Origin of the sequence: Rheinheimera sp. (assembly GCF_030690345.1) — a bacterium.
In the GTDB taxonomy this organism is placed as follows: domain Bacteria; phylum Pseudomonadota; class Gammaproteobacteria; order Enterobacterales; family Alteromonadaceae; genus Alishewanella.
The window spans coordinates 886,115-904,008 of the sequence record NZ_JAUYGV010000006.1; the positions used below are offsets into that span (position 1 = coordinate 886,115).

The 17,894-nt window shown below is 50.2% G+C and carries 12 protein-coding genes; 10 read left to right on the forward strand and 2 right to left on the reverse strand.

Annotated features, from left to right (window positions below):
- The first annotated feature begins 8 nt into the window (after positions 1 to 8).
- The 5 genes from Q8O77_RS08610 to Q8O77_RS08630 all read left to right on the forward strand — a co-directional run bounded on the left by Q8O77_RS08610 (position 9) and on the right by Q8O77_RS08630 (position 9,596).
- Entirely contained in the window at positions 9 to 3,986 is a 3,978-nt protein-coding gene (locus tag Q8O77_RS08610) for an alpha-1,6-glucosidase domain-containing protein (protein ID WP_305552448.1), read from the forward strand.
- A 177-nt stretch (positions 3,987 to 4,163) separates the two neighbouring features.
- The gene (locus tag Q8O77_RS08615; protein WP_305552449.1) at positions 4,164 to 5,423 is read left to right on the forward strand and encodes a DEAD/DEAH box helicase; all 1,260 of its coding nucleotides are present in this window, start codon (positions 4,164 to 4,166) and stop codon (positions 5,421 to 5,423) included.
- Between the two features lie 159 nt (positions 5,424 to 5,582).
- Positions 5,583 to 5,987: a substrate-binding domain-containing protein gene (locus tag Q8O77_RS08620; RefSeq protein ID WP_305552450.1), complete on the forward strand. Its 405-nt coding sequence runs from the start codon at positions 5,583 to 5,585 to the stop codon at positions 5,985 to 5,987.
- Positions 5,980 to 7,161 (forward strand): hypothetical protein, encoded by a 1,182-nt coding sequence (locus Q8O77_RS08625; protein ID WP_305552451.1) that lies wholly within the window; start codon positions 5,980 to 5,982, stop codon positions 7,159 to 7,161. Before Q8O77_RS08620 ends, Q8O77_RS08625 begins: the two co-directional genes overlap by 8 nt.
- Complete coding sequence (locus Q8O77_RS08630) at positions 7,161 to 9,596, forward strand: bifunctional diguanylate cyclase/phosphodiesterase (RefSeq protein ID WP_305552452.1); 2,436 nt, start codon at positions 7,161 to 7,163, stop codon at positions 9,594 to 9,596. Before Q8O77_RS08625 ends, Q8O77_RS08630 begins: the two co-directional genes overlap by 1 nt.
- A gap of 29 nt (positions 9,597 to 9,625) precedes the next feature.
- On the opposite strand, the gene Q8O77_RS08635 is transcribed toward Q8O77_RS08630, so the two are convergent.
- The gene (locus Q8O77_RS08635) at positions 9,626 to 11,632 is read right to left on the reverse strand and encodes a PhoX family phosphatase (RefSeq protein WP_305552453.1); all 2,007 of its coding nucleotides are present in this window, start codon (positions 11,630 to 11,632) and stop codon (positions 9,626 to 9,628) included.
- A 195-nt stretch (positions 11,633 to 11,827) separates the two neighbouring features.
- On the opposite strand from Q8O77_RS08635, the gene Q8O77_RS08640 reads away from it, so the two are divergent.
- A complete protein-coding gene (locus Q8O77_RS08640; protein ID WP_305552454.1) occupies positions 11,828 to 12,283 on the forward strand; it encodes a GNAT family N-acetyltransferase in 456 nt (151 codons plus the stop codon).
- A gap of 27 nt (positions 12,284 to 12,310) precedes the next feature.
- Here the strand turns inward: Q8O77_RS08640 and Q8O77_RS08645 are convergent, their stop codons facing one another.
- Positions 12,311 to 14,926, reverse strand: a complete 2,616-nt coding sequence (locus Q8O77_RS08645; RefSeq protein WP_305552455.1) for a penicillin-binding protein 1A — start codon at positions 14,924 to 14,926, stop codon at positions 12,311 to 12,313.
- A gap of 150 nt (positions 14,927 to 15,076) precedes the next feature.
- On the opposite strand from Q8O77_RS08645, the gene Q8O77_RS08650 reads away from it, so the two are divergent.
- The 4 genes from Q8O77_RS08650 to Q8O77_RS08665 are packed head-to-tail and all read left to right on the forward strand — an operon-like array spanning position 15,077 to position 17,875.
- Positions 15,077 to 16,156: a pilus assembly protein PilM gene (locus tag Q8O77_RS08650; RefSeq protein ID WP_305552456.1), complete on the forward strand. Its 1,080-nt coding sequence runs from the start codon at positions 15,077 to 15,079 to the stop codon at positions 16,154 to 16,156.
- Positions 16,144 to 16,746 carry a PilN domain-containing protein gene (locus Q8O77_RS08655; protein WP_305552457.1) on the forward strand — a complete coding sequence of 201 codons (603 nt, stop codon included), beginning with the start codon at positions 16,144 to 16,146 and terminating at the stop codon, positions 16,744 to 16,746. Before Q8O77_RS08650 ends, Q8O77_RS08655 begins: the two co-directional genes overlap by 13 nt.
- Complete coding sequence (locus Q8O77_RS08660) at positions 16,743 to 17,342, forward strand: type 4a pilus biogenesis protein PilO (RefSeq protein ID WP_305552458.1); 600 nt, start codon at positions 16,743 to 16,745, stop codon at positions 17,340 to 17,342. Before Q8O77_RS08655 ends, Q8O77_RS08660 begins: the two co-directional genes overlap by 4 nt.
- Entirely contained in the window at positions 17,339 to 17,875 is a 537-nt protein-coding gene (locus tag Q8O77_RS08665) for a pilus assembly protein PilP (protein WP_305552459.1), read from the forward strand. Before Q8O77_RS08660 ends, Q8O77_RS08665 begins: the two co-directional genes overlap by 4 nt.
- Positions 17,876 to 17,894 lie beyond the last annotated feature (19 nt).

A 17,894-nucleotide genomic window follows, 5' to 3' on the forward strand; every position in this document is an offset into this window, starting at 1 on the left:
ACAAAGCAATGTCTACTATTAAAAAAATGCTGCAGCTCAGTTCATTGTTGCTGGCAGCCAATATGCTGGCAGCCTGTGGTGGTGCCGATAATACTGCGCCTGGCGAAGAGCTGTTAAGCTGCGATGTACCGCTGATCCCCGATGCCAGCGGCACCAGCTGTATTGATCCGCCGCCGATATTCTGCCCGGCGCCGCAAGTGCCCACTGCCAATAATGAAAGCTGTGAAATAGGTGAAAATCCGAATGCGCCGGCGCCGGTGGTGATGGCTGGTGCTAACGAAGCTGTGCTGTTTTATAAACGGCCGCAGGATGGGGTGTATGACGGTTACCGCTTACATACCTGGAACAATGAAACCTGTGATGCCTATGCCCCATCATCAGTTGCACCGGGCTGGGAAAACGGTTTGGTGCATAACGGTATTGACCCTAACTACGGTGCTTACTGGATTTTACAGTTAAAACCCGGCTATGCCGGAACGCCAGGCGCCTGCGGCAACTTTATTGTGCACATTGGTACCGATGATGCCGGTAAAGATCCCGGCACTGATATGCAAATGCCGTTATCCCAGGATCACCCGGATTTTGCGCGGATGAACTGGATTTTCTCCGGTGTTACCGGCGTGTTTGAATTTCCTATCGAGTCACTGGGAGTAAGTATTCAGGGCGCTGCCGCACATTGGCTGGACCAGAATACCTTTATTTGGAATAGCGGCATTGGCGCAGCAACGCCGGTTAAGTTGTACTTTGATGCCAACGCTGCTTTAGCCATTGGCCGTGACGGTAGCCTGAGCGGTGACAGCATAGAGCTGCTGCCGGTTGAGTTGACAGAGCAGCAAAAGGCGTTGGTGCCGCATCTGGCCGACAAACCGGCCTTTAGTGCCAACTTTACTGCCGATGAAGCCAAGGCCATGGTGAAAAACCAACTGGCGCTGGCAGCATTTGGCACCGACAATGCTTTACTCAGTGCAACCTGGGTGCAGGCAGCCAAAGTATTAGATGACTTGTACACTAAAGGCGATGCTGACGCCGATGAAGCCAGCTTGGGTGTAAGTTACGAAGACGGTGCTGTCAGCGCTGCAGTATGGGCGCCAACAGCCCGTGATGTGCAGCTTAAAGTGTATGACAGCGGCCGTAACCTCACTGCTACCCATGCGATGAGCCTTGATACAGCCAGCGGAATTTGGCGTTACAGTGGCAGTGATGCGCTGGACCGCCAATTTTATCGTTATGAAGTGACGGTATATCACCCGCTGACGCGCAAAGTTGAAACCATCGAAGCGACAGATCCCTATTCGGTTAGCGTGGCGATTAACGGCCGCTACAGCCAGTTTGTTAATCTGGCAGATGCTGACCTGGCACCGGAAGGCTGGAGCGAGCGCACTATTCCTACCGTCGCTAAACCGGAAGATATCGTGATCTATGAAGGCCATGTGCGGGATTTCTCTATCCGTGACCAAAGTGTCAGTGCCGCTAACCGTGGCAAATATCTGGCCTTTACCGAAACTGACTCATTACCGGTTAAGCACTTAGCCTCACTGGCAGAGCATGGTTTAACGCATTTTCATTTATTGCCGCTTAATGATCAGGCCAATATTAATGAAAATGCCGCCAGCCGGATTGAGCTCAGCGATACAGTAGGCAAACTTTGTGGGTTAAAAGCCGATGCGCCGGTGTGTGGCAATACCGATGAAAACGCTACCTTGCTATCGGTGCTGGAAGGCTATTCTGCCTTTGGCGAGAAAGCACAAGAGCTGGTGCAGGCCATTCGCAGCATAGATGGTTTTAACTGGGGTTATGACCCGCAGCACTTTATTGCCCCGGAAGGCAGCTATGCCTCCAACCCGGACGGCGTGGCACGCATTAAAGAAGTGCGGGCAATGAACAAAGCACTGAACGATATTGGCCTGCGTACTGTGCTGGACGTGGTGTACAACCACACCAGTGCATCCGGGCTGAGTACCACGTCAGTGTTTGATAAAATTGTGCCGGGGTATTATCACCGTTATAACGAAACTAGCGGTGCCATTGAGCGTTCCACCTGCTGTGAAAACACCGCGACTGAGCATCGCATGTTTGAAAAGTTTATGCAGGATTCTATGGTGATTCTGGCACGGGATTTTGGCTTTAACGATTTCCGCTTTGATGTGATGGGCCACCACCCGAAAGATAGCATTTTGGCTACCCGTGACGTGGTGCGCAGTGTAACCCCTGATGTGTACTTCTACGGTGAAGGCTGGAACTTTGAAGAAGTGGCCAACAACCGCTTATTTGTGCAAGCCAAACAACAGGACATGGCAGGCTCGGGTGTAGGTACCTTTAATGACAGGCTGCGTGATGAAGTACGGGGCGCCGCGCTGTTTAGCGGTAAGGCAACTGAAGATAACCTGCGTAAACAGGATATTATCCGCATTGGCCTGGCTGGCACCTTAAAAGACTATGTGCTGGAAAGTTATCAGGGTATTGCCGGCCCGGCATCCAGTTATACCTGGAACGGTCAGGCGGCAGGTTATGCCGAAAAACCAGCTGATATTATTAACTACGTATCCAAGCACGATAACGAAACATTGTGGGACAAACTGCAATATGGTTTAGACAGCAGCATGACTAATGCCGAGCGGGTGCGGGTACAAAATATCGCCATTGCCATTCCGTTAATGAGCCAGGGCATACCATTTTTACAAATGGGCGGCGATTTCCTACGCTCTAAATCGATGGATCGCGATAGCTACGACGCGGGCGATTGGTTTAACTTTGTCGACTTTACTATGCAAAGCAACAACTTCGGTGTGGGTTTGCCATTGGCAGAGAAGAACCAAGATAACTGGGAAGCCATAGCTGGCATTTTGCTGGATCCCAATGCCAAGCCTGAACCGGAGCAAATTAGTTTTGCCAGCGCAGTGTTTAAAGAGTTTTTAAGCATCCGCGCCGGCAGCCCATTGTTCCGTTTAGCCACAGCGCAGGACGTTATCGATCGCGTTGGTTTTCATAATACCGGCCAAAGCCAGACGCAGGGCTTAATTGTAATGAGCATTGATGACGGTACTGGCTTAACCGATCTTGATCCGCTGCATGATGCCCTGGTGGTCGTAATTAACGGCACAGCGCAAGAGCAAAGCCATACTATTCCTACTGCAGCCGGCTTTGATTTACACCCGCTGCAACAGGCGTCGGTAGATACCAACGTCAGTACCGCGGCTTTTGCCGCCGGTGTTGATGAAGGCAGCTTTACCGTGCCGGCTTACAGTATGGCGGTGTTTGTTAAAGCCCAGGGTGCCACGCAGGGAGCGGGCCTGGCAGCAGACGCCACCAGCGGTGCGCCGGATATCCCGCCATATGAAGCCAGCACTATTTATGTAAAAGGCGACATGAATGGCTGGAGTGCAGCAGATGCTATGACCTATGACGGCGAAGGCGTTTACTCACTGGTACTGGATTTGGCTGCCGGCAGTTATAACTTTAAAGTAGCGGACTTTGACTGGAATCCGCTGGTATTTGGCGCTGGTGCAGACGGCAACAGCGTGACCCTTGGTGCGGCAAAAACGCTGGCTAATCCCGGCGACAATCTTAATGTCGTGATCCCGAACACGGCAACCTATGTGTTTACGCTGGATGCCAATAATAAAGATGCGCCGGTGTTAACAGTGCAGGAGCTGCCGCCTTATGGTGTGGGCACTACGGTGTATCTGAAAGGCGAGATGAACACGCCGACGTGGTCAAATGACGACCCTATGACCTATATTGGCGGCAATGTGTACAGTGTTGATGTTGCACTTGCAGTAAACAACTACCAGTTTAAGTTTGCTGATGCCAACTGGACTACTGTGAACTATGGTGCGCAAGACGGTGCTTTTGTTCTGGGGCAGGGTAAAACACTTGAAGCTGACGGTGGCAACTTGTCGCTGAATGTCACCGAAGTGGGCACTTACCGCTTTAGCGTAGATGCCACAGACTCTGAAGCACCGGTGATGACCATCACTAAACTATAACCCGTTTTACCTCCGGCTGCGGCCGGATCTTCCTGGTGTTTAGCCGCAGCTTGCTGCGGCTTTTTTCATCTTTGTTGGTGCTCAGCGCGTTTTTGCTGTAAGCTGCGCGCCCCTCCGTTTGGGAGGCCACTGCAGCTGCGGCAGTTTTGTTTCGCAGCATTACCTGCGGGATATCGCATGCAATTTACTGATTTAAACTTGTCGGCTGCGCTGCTTAAAGCCATTGCTGACAAAGGCTATACCACTCCTTCTCCTATTCAGCTGCAGGCTATTCCTGCGGTGCTGGGCGGCCGCGACTTAATGGCCGCTGCTCAAACCGGTACCGGCAAAACAGCCGGCTTTACCTTGCCTTTGCTGCAATTACTGACTGACGGCGCTAAAGTACAACCAAACCAGGTGCGGGCACTTATTTTAACGCCAACGCGCGAGCTGGCGGCCCAAGTGGCTGAAAGCGTAGCGGTGTACGGTAAATACCTGCCGCTGAAAAGCGCCGTGGTATTTGGCGGCGTAAAAATTAACCCACAGATGATGGCACTGCGTCGTGGTGTGGATATCTTAGTGGCGACGCCTGGCCGCCTGCTGGATTTATACCAACAAAATGCGGTGCGCTTTACCCAACTGGAAGTGTTGGTATTGGATGAAGCTGACCGCATGTTGGACATGGGCTTTATTAACGACATTAAAAAAGTGCTGGCGCTGTTGCCGAAAAAACGCCAGAACCTGCTGTTTTCTGCCACCTTCTCTGATGATATTCGCAGACTGGCCAAAGGCCTGGTAAACGATCCGCTGGAAGTGTCGGTCAGCCCGGCCAACACCACGGCCGAGCGGGTAGAGCAGGTGATTTATCCGGTGGATAAAAACCGCAAAGCTGCGCTGGTAACCAAACTGATTAACGACAATAACTGGCAACAAGTACTTATTTTTACCAAAACCAAGCATATGGCAAACAAGCTAAGCCTGCATTTGGAAACTGCCGGGATTAAGGCGGCGCCTATTCATGGCAATAAAAGCCAGAATGCCCGCACCAAAGCCCTGGCTGATTTTAAAAAGGGTGAGATCCGCGCTCTGGTGGCTACCGACATCGCGGCCCGGGGCCTGGACATTGATCAACTGCCACAGGTGGTGAATTATGAGCTGCCCAATGTTGCGGAAGATTATGTGCACCGTATCGGCCGCACCGGCCGCGCCGGTGCCGCCGGCCACGCCGTATCGCTGGTATGCGCCGATGAAAGCAAAGAGTTAGCCGGCATTGAACGTTTGATTAAGCAAGAGCTGACGCGTCAGGTGTTGGCAGGTTTTGAACCGGTAAATGTGTTGCCCGGGTCTAAGTTAAATACTAAGCCTTATAAACCAAAGAAACCTAAAGCGGCGCGGCCGGAACATCGTGATGGTCAGCGCCCGCCACAGCAGCGTTCAGCGGCTAAACCTGCGCGTTAAGCTCGATGTGGTTTAAGCAAAAAGGCAGGATCTAAGCTGCTCTGCTAGAATGATATTTCCAAATGATGCCTGCTATTTTGCCGGCATTAAGCCGGAGATAAACAAAACTGTGAACAGCACACAAATAGCCTTAGTGTTTCTACCCGGTGTTTGCCTGCGATGAAATGGCTGTTACTGCTTTGCCAACTGCTGCTGTTGCCGCTTGAAGCGACGACTGTGGTGGTGCACAGCTCAGTGCCGGCCAATAGCCTTAGCCAAAGCCAGCTGCGGAATATTTTTACCCTGCGCCAGACGCAGTGGCCGGATGGCAGCCCGGTGAAAATCATAGTGCTAAACGATAACTCCCCGATACATCAGCGCTTTTGCCGCGAACAGCTGCGGCTGTTTCCTTATCAGTTAAACAGTATTTGGGATAAGCGTAGCTTTTCCGGCACCGGCCGCCGGCCGCAACAGGTAGACAATATCGCTGCTATGCTGGCGCTACTGCGCACTGAGCCCGGCGCCATCGGCTATGTGGAGCAGTATACTGCTGAGCCGGCCATAAAGGAGGTGCGCATTGAATAAGCAGCTACTTTGTACCCTGGCTTTAACCTGGTTTATGTTATTCAGCACAGCCGTAGCGGCGGACGACTTTGTTTGGCAGGGTTTTGCTGCCCAGGGGCTGATCCGCGCTGCCGACAGCAGTTATGTTAATAACAGCGGCAAAACCTCAGCGGCATTAACAGAGCTGGGGCTGAACGGCCGCTATCGTTTGGCACCTGACTGGCATCTGGCCGGCCAGGTGGTGTACCTCGATGGTGGCAATCGTTATCCGCAAGGGGGCAGGCTGGATTATCTGTTTTTGGATTGGGCGCTGTATAATGCGGCTGATTGGCAAGCGAATATGTACTTTGGCCGCTTTAAAAATCAGCACTGGTTATATTCCGAGACCCGGGACGTACCTTTTACGAGGCCGTCGATTATTTTACCGCAGTCGGTATATTTCGATAGTTTTCGCGATATTGCTGTCGGCACTGACGGTGTGGCGCTGCAAGTACGTAATTCGGGCAACTATGGTGATCTGACCTTCAACTGGAGTTTCGGTACAGTGCCGGTGTCGCGCGAGCAAAGCAGGCAGCTGCTGGGACAGCAAACCCGGGGTGACACCCGGATGAATCATGATCACAAAGCCAGTTTGTATTGGCAATCCCTGCAGAGCAGGTTTAGTTACGGTATCGTTATCCAGGAAGCGACCTTTGATTACAGGCGTGGTAGTACGGAATTACTCAGTAATGCCAGCTTTACTTCACAGCGGGTGATGCTGACTGCACGTTATCAGAGCCAGTACTGGCAACTAAGCGCTGAGCTACAGCAAGAGGTTGTTACGACAGAGGGATTTTTCCTGCCGCAATTTACACGTAAGCAGTTTGGTCAAGGCGGCTACGTTATGTTGCAGTACTATTGGTCGGCAGATCTGAGGTTGTTTACCACTATTGATTATGCCGTTATCGACAAAGATGATCGCCATGGTAAAAAGCTGCAGCAAATGACCGGAGGCGCCATCCCTTCGTACTTCGGCTATCAACATACCTTGAATGTTGGCAGCAGTATTGATTTGAACCAAAGTTGGCGGCTTAATGCGGAGGTGCATTGGGTAAAGGGCGCAGGGCGACTTGCCCCGGTCATTCAACCTGATGTTGCCCGTAACAATAGCGAGTACTGGCAGGTATTTGCTCTGCAGCTGATGTACCGGTTCTGATGATGCCGCGCTATCTGAGTTTATCCTGGAAAATTCTGCTGCTAATGCTCAGCATGTTGCTGCTGTTATTGCTGTGGTTCACCGGGCTGTCGTTATTGCATATGAATGAACAATTCAACCGGCAACAAGCCCAGCGTAAAGCCCAGGGCCAACAGTACTTTGAATTTTATAATCAGTCTTCTGCGCAGCAGTTGCTGACCTGGCTGCAAACGCACGTTGAACTGCAACAATTACATCTGGCGGACGATTTTGATCAGTTTGCTACTGGTTTAGCCACGCAACTGGAGCCTTTGCAGCAAAACTTTGCTGTGCGTCAGCTCAGTTTGTTTGGCCCGCAGCAGCAACTGTTGTATCGCAGCAACGCGGCCTTACCCGGCAACAGCAATGATATAGTGGCACGCACCCTGGCTGAGCATAGTCCGCAGACGCTGATAAGCTGCGACGTACAATGCGATAAACTGCTGACATTGCCGCTACTGGACCGCCATGGCGAAGTGGCGGTGTTACTGGCCACTACCGATATGACAGAGGTGCTGTTTAACCTGCATCAGGCACTGGGCGTTGAGGTGGCCATTTTACGTGACAGCACCGACAACAACGGCCTGCAACGTTTTACCTTGCTGCAGGCGTCAGACCATCAGCTGTTGCAACAGCTTTATCAAGTGCTGCCGGCACAGTTTGATATGGCGCAGGCGCGCCGCGACGGCCTGGTGTTAACGCTGCAACAGCACAGTTATTATCTGCATTTTATTACACTGGACCCGGCCGGCAACGGCTCTCATTTACTGTTGATGCTCGAAGATGTCAGCGCAGCGGTAACAGAAAACCGGCGCTATCAACGTCGTATTATCGCAGTGGCAGGGGGCTGTTTTCTGGCGTTGTTATTACTTATTACTCTGGTTACACGGCGTATCAGCCGGCGTATTTTGCAGTTGGCAAGAGCGTTGCCGCTGCTGGCGCAGCGCCGTTATGCCGCGTTTAGACAACAAAGCACCTTACAGCCGGGGTTATTGCAAGATGAACTGACAACCTTCGCTGACTCGGTGTTGACACTGAGTCATGAACTGGAAACTCTTGACCAGCAACTGCAGGAAAATACCACCAATTTGCAGAAAATGGCTATGTTTGACCAACTTACCGGGCTTGCTAATCGTAATATGCTGCAATATCAGCTTAATCTGGCATTGGCGGGGTTACAGCACCAGCCCGGCTATGTTGGCTTATTGTTTCTGGATCTGGATAATTTTAAAGACATCAATAACAGCCGCAGCCATGCGGTGGGGGATTTGTTACTTATTGAAACGGCACAACGCTTAAAAAGTCTGGCACAGCCGTCTGATGTAGTGTGTCGTTTTGGCGGCGATGAATTCGCCATAGTACTTATGCATATAAGTACACCAGAGCAAGCAGAGCAATTAGCAGCCAGAGTGTTAGCACTGTTTGATACCGGCTTTACGCCGGAACAAGGCATGGTGTCGCTAAGTGCCAGCATTGGCGTGGCCTGCAGCGCAGATGCCGGTTTTGCCGCAGAGGAGCTAATCCGCCGTGCAGATTTGGCTATGTATCAGGCGAAACATAACGGCCGCAATCGTTGCTTTGTGTTTGCTGAGCAGATGTCCTCCGATTTAGCCAACCGCATGCAACTGGAGGCAGAATTACGCCAGGCCTTGGCACAGCAGCAATTCAGCTTAAGTTTGCAACCACAGGTTAACTTAACCACAGGCATGCTCTGTGGCTTTGAGGCCTTACTACGCTGGCAGCATCCGCAGCGCGGTATGGTGGCGCCGGATGAATTTATCAGCGTGTTGGAGCAAGCGCAGTTGATGCCGGAAGTAGGTTACTGGGTATTTGAGCGGAGTTGTCAGCACTGCGTAGCGTTAAAAGAGCTGGGGCTGCCGCAGGTGGTGATAGCGGTTAACCTGTCGGCAGATCAGTTTCTCGACCGTAATCTGCCGGACAACTTTGCCGCCATTTTACAAAAGTATGCGCTCAGTGCCGGCCACTTTGAACTGGAACTGACAGAAAGCACCCTGGTGAGCCATGTCAGTGAAACACTGGATGTAATGCATCGCTTAAAAGCACAGGGTTTTGCCTTTGCTATTGATGATTTTGGCACCGGTTATTCGTCGCTGAATTATCTGAAACAGATGCCGGTAAGTACTATCAAGATCGACCGTAGTTTTGTCATGGGTATGCTGGATAACCCGGCAGATCATCAGATAGTGGCATCAACCATTGCCATGGTGCATAAACTGGGGTTGAAAGTGGTGGCCGAAGGGGTCGAGTCGCTGGCGCATTTACAACTTTTGCAGCAACACAGCTGTGATTTCGCTCAGGGCTATTATTTATCACGGCCACTGCCGGAAGCGCAGCTGGCGGATTTTGTGACTCACCAGGTGTTACAGCAGCAGTGGCCGGCGTCGTTATTGCCCTGACGCCGGCTGCTGCTTAAACGCCGCGCAAACTAGCTGCCTATCACACCGCCGTCATCTTTAGTAATCACAACCGTTGCCGAGCGTGGCCGGCTGTTGCCGCCGTCCGGCCAGTGGCTGGTGAACTCAGCCGGAGTTGAGCGATCTCCCGGATGTTGGATATTAACAAACAAGGTTTTCATATCCGGTGTAGCGCTGATGCCGGTTACTTCGCAATCGGTTGGGCCTACTAAGAAGCGTTTCATCTGCCGGGTTACCGGATCGGCTACCAACATCTGATTATTACCAAAAGGGCCTTCGCCTTGCTGTGAGCCGCTCATATCGGTTTGGATCCACAGCAGGCCGTTTTTATCAAACCATAAACCATCCGGGCTGGCCAGATGGTTGTCTGCCGTCAGCACCAGCTCAGTGTCAGGGGTTTCGGTTCCGACATCACCGGCCAGCAGGAAGATATCCCAATCAAAAGCGGTAGCGGACTGTGTTTCGCGCTCGTGCCAGCGGATAATATGCCCGGTCGTATTTGCGGCGCGCGGATTGGCAGCATCCGTTTGCTGCTCTGTACGGCGGCTGTTGTTGGTCAGGGTAAAATACACCTCGCCTGTGTCAGGGTGTACAGCGCCCCACTCGGGCCGATCCATTTTGGTGGCACCGGCAACGTCGGCAGCTAAGCGGGTATTTAGCAGCACATCGGCCTGGTCAGTGAAAGTGACGCCGGCGGTGGCGGCTTTGGCGGCAAAATCAGTATTGTTAATATCCAATGCTAACCAATCACCGCTGCCATCTTCGTTAAAACGTGCCACATACAAGGTGCCTTCGTTCAACAAATGGCCACCGGCAGTGTTTTTGTTATAAGGAGCAGCAGAAACGAACTTATAAATATACTCAAAGGTGGAGTCGTCACCGGAGTACAGCACCACCGGCTTGCCTTCTTCCAATTTGCCAAAAATAATGCCTTCATGGCCAAAGCGGCCCAGCGCGGTGCGTTTTTGCGGCACACTATCCGGGTTAAACGGGTCTATTTCTACTATCCAGCCAAAGGTATTGGGTTCGTTGCGATAATCTTCTGTAGCAGATGCACCGGTACTGCCAGCGTTAAAGCGCTGATACACATCGGCTGCAGGCGCAGCTGTTTCCCAGAAATAACGACCATTGGACGACGATACACCATACCTGCTGTGCTCACGTGGTTGTTCTGCATCGGCGTTAACAAAGTAACCTGCCCAGTTCTCTTCACAGGTTAAATAAGTGCCCCAGGGCGTAAAGCCATTACCACAGTTATTTAATGTACCGCGGGTGCGACTGCCATCCGGGCTGTATTTGGTGATCACTTTGCTGCTGCCGCGCACCGGGCCGCTTAGCTCCATTGGGGTAGCGCCGGTAATGCGGCGGTTAAACGGGCTGTTGTTAACCAATGCCCAACTGCCGTCGGTCTGCTGTTGAATGTGTGCCACAGTAACGCCGTGGGCGGCGACCTCTTTACGCACCTGGTCGGCAATACGCGGTACTGTATCTATGCCATTGGGATGGATCAGATTATGGTCGATATATTCATGGTTAAATACCAGTAAGCCTTCTGTTGAGCTGTCGCCGGCACTGCGGGTATCTATCGGGAAAAAATGCATGCCGTCGTGGTGCATGCCTACTTGTTGCTCTTGCTCAGCACCGCTATTGGTAGCATCGGCTAAAAAGGGCGGGTAGGTGCCGGCTAACGGTGTACCCCAGGGTAAAAATGCTGTTGCAGTATAACCGGCCGGCACCTGGATAGCATCGGCTCTGCCGGCGGCCACAGCAGTAAAACCTAATAGCGGCGCCGTGTTTACCGGCGGCACTACCGGTACAGGGTCGCCGTCACTACTGCTGCAAGCAGCAAGTGATCCGCCGATAATCGCCGCTACAGCTGCGCCGACGCTGCCTTTAAGGAAGCGACGCCGTGCCATCCGGCCTTCGACTATTGCTGCAAAAGTGGGATTCAGCGAGAAATTGCTTTGCGGGTCAACACCCGAGTTATCGATACTGACGTTGGTTTTACTGTCTGACATTATTATTGCTCCGGGATAAAGCGGATTATTAGGCCGCTACATTTAACCCGTGCTTAATGTCAAATTGGTTACAAAAAAATAGCATTTTTATGATGCTGCAGTCTGTTCAGTGCTGTGGAGCGCTATTTCTCTGTGGGCAGCAGGCTTTTACCTCTGGTATAGTGAGTGCTTTGTGTAGCGAGGGAGCGGGAACAAATGCAGTGGCAGGTATTGACCTTTAATGAATTAGACACTTATACGCTGTACGGCTTATTGCAACTGCGGGTAGATGTGTTTGTGGTGGAGCAAAATTGCCCGTATCCGGAACTGGATGACAAAGACCTGCATGCACAAACCCGCCACATTATTCTCAAAAAAGGCGATAAAGTTATTGCTTACTCACGCGTACTGGCTCCGGGCGTAAGCTTTGAAGGCTTTCCGGGCGTTGGTCGGGTTTGTGTATCGCAAACAGCACGGCGTTTGGGATTAGGCCAGGTGTTAGTGGAAAAAACCCTCAGCGTAGCAGCAGAGCTGTGGCCGGATACCGATATTCATATTTCTGCCCAATGCTATCTGCAGCAGTTTTATCAGGATTTGGGTTTTAAAGCGGCCAGCGAACCCTATCTGGAAGACGACATTCCGCATTTGAAGATGATAAAACCGGTGCAGTAACAAAAAGCCCGCTTAGCGGGCTTTTTGTTAAAACAGTTCTACTTCTTCTTCTTCGCTGCGTTTTTTATCGCTGCTTTTGTCAAAACTGATTTGCTGAATATCGGTGCCGGCATATTGTGTTGGTTCTGTGCCCGGTACGAAGTACTCAAAAGCACTGTTGTGGTCATTATTGCGGCTTAACAAACCGCTCTTCAAATCGATACGTACAGATGCCAAACCAACCGGCGGTGGTATTTGTTGTTCTGCTACCCCCTCCAGTACAGTTTGCATATAGCTTAACCAGGCCGGCAGGGCGGTGCGGGCACCTGACTCTGCTCCTGCGCTTTGCTGCTGCCCCATATTAGCGTGCCATTGCGCTCTGCCAAGGCTGCGGTTAGAGTCGTCAAAACCGACCCAAACTGTTACGGCTAACTCCGGAGTGAAACCGGAAAACCAGGTATCCTTAGAGTCATTAGTAGTACCTGTCTTGGCTGAAATATCACGTCGCTTCAAACTTTGCACACGCCATGCTGTGCCGTTCCAGCCGGTACCCCGTTGCCAATCACCTCCGCCCCAAACACTGCTTTTCAGCGCATCGGCAATCAGGAAGCTATTCTGCTCAGAGATAACCCGATCTGCTATCTCTGCAGTCTTCTGCTCTGCAGCAATATCCGCCGTCTGGCTGGCGGCTGCATCGGTTTCCAGAGTATTAAACAAATCGTTCAGTAAGGCTTCGTTATCGGTAGCGGCTTCAGCTTCAGCTTTTGGTTCTTCTAAGCAATCGTTGCAGGCAATGGCCGGCTGATGCTGGTAAAGCTCAGTGCCATCTTCATCAAGAATTTTGTCTATTACATAAGGCTTAACCAGATAGCCACCATTAGCAAATGCGGCATAACCGGTAACCAGCTCCAGTGGAGTCAGGGAAGCAGAGCCCAGCGATAAGGTTTCATTGCGTGGTAAGTCTGATGCGGCGAAACCAAATTGCTGCAAATGCCGGATAGTATTATCTACACCAACACCACGAAGCAAGCGCACTGACACCACATTTTTAGATTTCGCCAGCGCTTCTCTGATACGGATAGGGCCATCGTATACGGCAGGTGAGTTTTTCGGTCGCCAGGCAATACCGGCATTATCATCCCATTGATGAATAGGAGCATCATTCATTATAGAGGCAAGGGTGTAGCCGTGCTCCAATGCGGCCGAATATATAAATGGCTTAATATTGGACCCTACCTGACGCTTTGCCTGAGTGGCGCGATTAAACTGGCTTTGACTGAAACTGTAACCACCAACTAAAGATCGCACAGCACCATTGTGCGGGTCTATAGCTACGATAGCACTGCTGGGTATTGGCACCTGACTTAAGCGCCACTGTTGTTCAGATTCTCTTACCAGAATATGCATGCCCGGCGCTAAAATAGCGTAAGCCGTTTTAGGCGCAACTCCCTGACGCTCATCTGTAATAAAACTTCTGGCCCATTTCAGGCCATCCCATTCAAGCGTTACTTTCTGGCCGCCAGCCAACATAACATCAGCGCTTTGTGTGCTCACTGCAGTAACGACAGCAGGGTGCAGATCTTCTATGCCGGATTGTTGGTCCAGATAAGCTTTGATATCTGCTTCGCTAAGCGCGTCTGTTTCTTTATAGGTTGGTTCAGCATCTGCTGCTTCAGTAAGCTCTGCCGGCCACAATTGTGCAACAGGACCACGGTAACCGTGGCGCTCGTCATAATTGTACAGATTTTGTTGCAGCGCAATTTTAGCGGCTGCCTGCTGTTTACTTTGAATAGTGGTAAAAACTTGCAGCCCCGCGGAATAGGCTGTTTCTTCACCAAACCTGGCGACCATTTCCTGGCGCACCATTTCAGCAATATAAGGTGCAGAGGCGGTGATTTGGGCACCATGTAAACGGCTGGTAATTGGCGCCGCTATGGCTTGTTGGTAAGTGGCTTTGTCGATAACATCGGTATCCAACATCCGGCCTAATACAATATTACGCCTGGCCCTGGCGTTTGTAGCTGATCGCACGGGGTTTAATGTTGACGGCGCTTTGGGTAAGCCGGCAATAATGGCTATCTCGTCGACCGTCAGCTCATGTACGGTTTTACCAAAGTACACCTGGGCAGCTGCACCAACGCCGAATGAACGTTGCCCCAACTCTATTTTATTCAGATACAGTTCGAGGATCTGATCTTTAGTTAACAGTTGCTCGATATGGATAGCGAGAAATATTTCTTTGATTTTGCGAACAATTTTCTTCTCACGGCTTAAAAAGAAGTTACGCGCTAACTGTTGAGTAATGGTGCTGGCGCCCTGGCTGAAATCACCTGAAGAGGCTACTACTGTTACCGCGCGGAAAATGCCGATAATATCTATACCGGGATGTTCGTAAAACCTTGTATCTTCAACGGCCAAAAATGCTTGTACTAATAAAGGAGGCATTTCTTCCAGTTTAAGTGGAATACGGCGTTTTTCTCCAAATTGCGAGATCAGCTCGCCATCAGCTGTAAACACCTGCATTGGTGTCTGCAACCTGACGTCTGATAAGGTGGTGACGTCCGGAAGATCATCTTCGAGGTAGAAGTAGATCCCTGCGATCGTGAGAACACCAAGCAGGATCATGCCCAGACTGAGAATTAAAAGTTTTTTAACCCAAGACACTGAATAGCCCCAATTTTTACTCCCAATTCTGTTACAACGCTGCTAGTATATATTTATTAGCTTTAGATTAAACGCTTTTTCTTGCCAAAAATTAGCGACTGAGCTAACAATGAGACAATAATCATAACTATAAATTGGCCGCAGGAAGCTATGATAAATCGCCTGTTCAGTAAACAAACACCGATGATGGTGGGGATTGATGTCGGTGCCCACTCCGTCAAAGCTGTGTTGTTAAGTCAACACAACGGCGTGTGTAAAGTAGAAGCATTTGCCGTTGAGCCCATGATAAAAGGTGCTATGGCTGATCGAGAGATCCAGGATATAGAAGCCGTGGGAAATGTATTGAGTAAGATCCGTAAAAAGATCCCCCGCTCAGTTAAATTTGCCGCTACTGCTGTATCCGGATCCACAGTGATCAGTAAAGTGATCTTTATGGATGTGTCCTTAACTGATGCTGAACTTGAAAGTCAGATAGAAGTTGAGGCAGATACCCTTATCCCTTACCCGTTGAACGAGGTCAGTCTTGACTTCGAAAAACTCGATGTCAACGAATCAGATCCTTCTAAGGTTAATGTGCTGCTTAGTGCGGCTCGAACCGAGAGTATTGAAGCCCGCGTTGCTGCGTTAGATAATGGCGGCTTTGCTGCCAAGGTAGTCGACATAGAGAGTTATGCGCTAAGTCGGGCTGCTGAGCTGTGTTTAAAGCAATTGCCGGATGACGCTGCAAAAAAAGTGGTGGCTATGGTCGATATCGGCGCCACTATGACGCTGCTCAGTATTATCGAAAATGGCAAAACGCTGTATACCAGAGACCAGGTTTTTGGTGGAGATCAATATACCCGCAGCATTTTGTCCTATTACAATAAGAGTTATGAAGAGGCCGAGCTGGCTAAGGTAGCGGGTGATTTACCTCCCAACTACACTTTTGAAGTGTTGGCACCGTTTCAGACTATGTTGTTACAACAAGTGCGTCGCGGTATACAGATGTATCTGACCAGCAGCGGCAAAGACGCCGTGGACTATCTGATTATCTCCGGCGGTACCGCACTGATCGATGGCATTGATAAATTGCTGATCGATGAACTTGGTATTCATGCCGTAGTCGCCAATCCGTTTAAATCGATGGAAGTTGCGACATCTGTCGATCGTGAACAGCTGAACCGGCATGCTTCGCAATTAATGGTTGCCAGTGGTTTGGCGTTAAGGAGCTTTTCGTCATGGCATATATAAATCTGTTGCCGTGGCGCGATGCAGCGCGAAAAGAGCGGCAGAAACAATATCTTACTGTATTAACGGCGACTGCGATGTTTAGTTTTCTCATCGTGTTCCTGGTGAATATGGTGTATAGCGCACGCATTGATGGTCAGACGCAGCGAAATCGATTTTTAGAAAATGAAATCAAAGTGCTGGATCAGCGCATAGCTGAAATCCGCAACCTTAATGACACCAAAAAGAGCTTACAGCAGAGGATGTCACTGATTGCCCAACTGCAAGGCAGCCGTAATTTGGGAACACAAATTATGGATGAGATTGCCAGCGCGGTACCGGCCGGTGTTTATCTGACGCAGTTGGAAAAGAAAGGTACGTCATTGCTGCTTATAGGTAAAAGTGAGTCGAATAATCGCTTATCTAATATGTTGCGTGAGGCCGAAGACTCCGATTTATTGTCTGAACCTTATCTGGAGTTTATCGAAGCCGGTAAAGATTCGATCAGTCTGCTGAGCAACTTCAAAATGCATTTGACAGTTAAAGGCTACGAAGATGTGCAAAGCAGTGATGCTCCGGCAAGCGGAAAGCCTGGTAATGGAGGTGCTAAATGAGCATGAACATTAACCTTTCCGAAATAGATATTAATGATCTTGATTTTGAGAATATGGGCTCTTGGCCTGTTGCGGCGAAGATAATTTTTGCTGTTATTCTGGCTGTGCTGGTGTCAGTGCTAAGCTATTTCTTACTGGTTGACAGCAAGATTGATGAGTTAGCTGCAGCACAGAATAATGAAGTGCAGCTACGTCAGGTGTACCGGACTAAGTATGCCGCAGCGGTTAATCTTGATCTGTACAAACAGCAAATGCTTGAAATGGAACAAACTTTTTCATTCTTGCTAAAACAGTTACCCACTACTCATGAGACGCCGGGTCTGCTGGATGACATTACCTATGTTGGTACCACCAGTGGTTTGACTTTCATCCGGATTAACTGGGAACCGGAAATCGAGAAGGAATTTTACACCGAACTGCCAATTAAGATTGAAGTGATTGGTGATTACCATCAATTTGGTAATTTTGTCAGTGAAGTAGCTAAGTTGCCGCGTATTGTCAGCTTACACGACTTTTCTATTCAAACAGAGCAAGATGAACGTCTGCGCTTTAATGTAGTGGCGAAAACTTACCGTTATAAGGAGGTTCAGCCATGATAAAGCGTTTATCTGTAATGGCATTGACCTTGTTGCTGAGCGGTTGTTTCGATGATTTAAGCGATGTGCAAAACCATATTGCTGAAGTAAAAGCGAATACCCGTGCCAGGGTGGAGCCGCTGCCGGAAGTGCAGGAGTTTGTGCATATAGCGTATCGCTCTCAGGATGCCCGTAGCCCTTTTTCTGCGCCCAGACCGGAAGCAATTCAGGATAAGTTTTTGCAGGTGCAGGATTGTCTGCACCCGGATCCGCGCCGCAGAAAAGAGCCATTGGAAAAATATGCGCTGGATAACTTAAAGATGCGCGGTACTTTGGGCGATATAGGTAATATCTGGGCCTTAATTGAAGCGTCTGATAAAACTTTGCACAAAGTGACGTTGAGCAACCATGTCGGGTTGTTTCATGGCCGCGTAATAAATGTTGAGCCGACTCATATAGAGTTGCTGGAGCTTATTCCCGATGGTGCCGGTTGCTGGAAAGAACGGACGACCATGTTGCAGATGGCCGATGCGTCATCAGTAGCAAGTAATTGACAGGTATGCGAGTAAATCA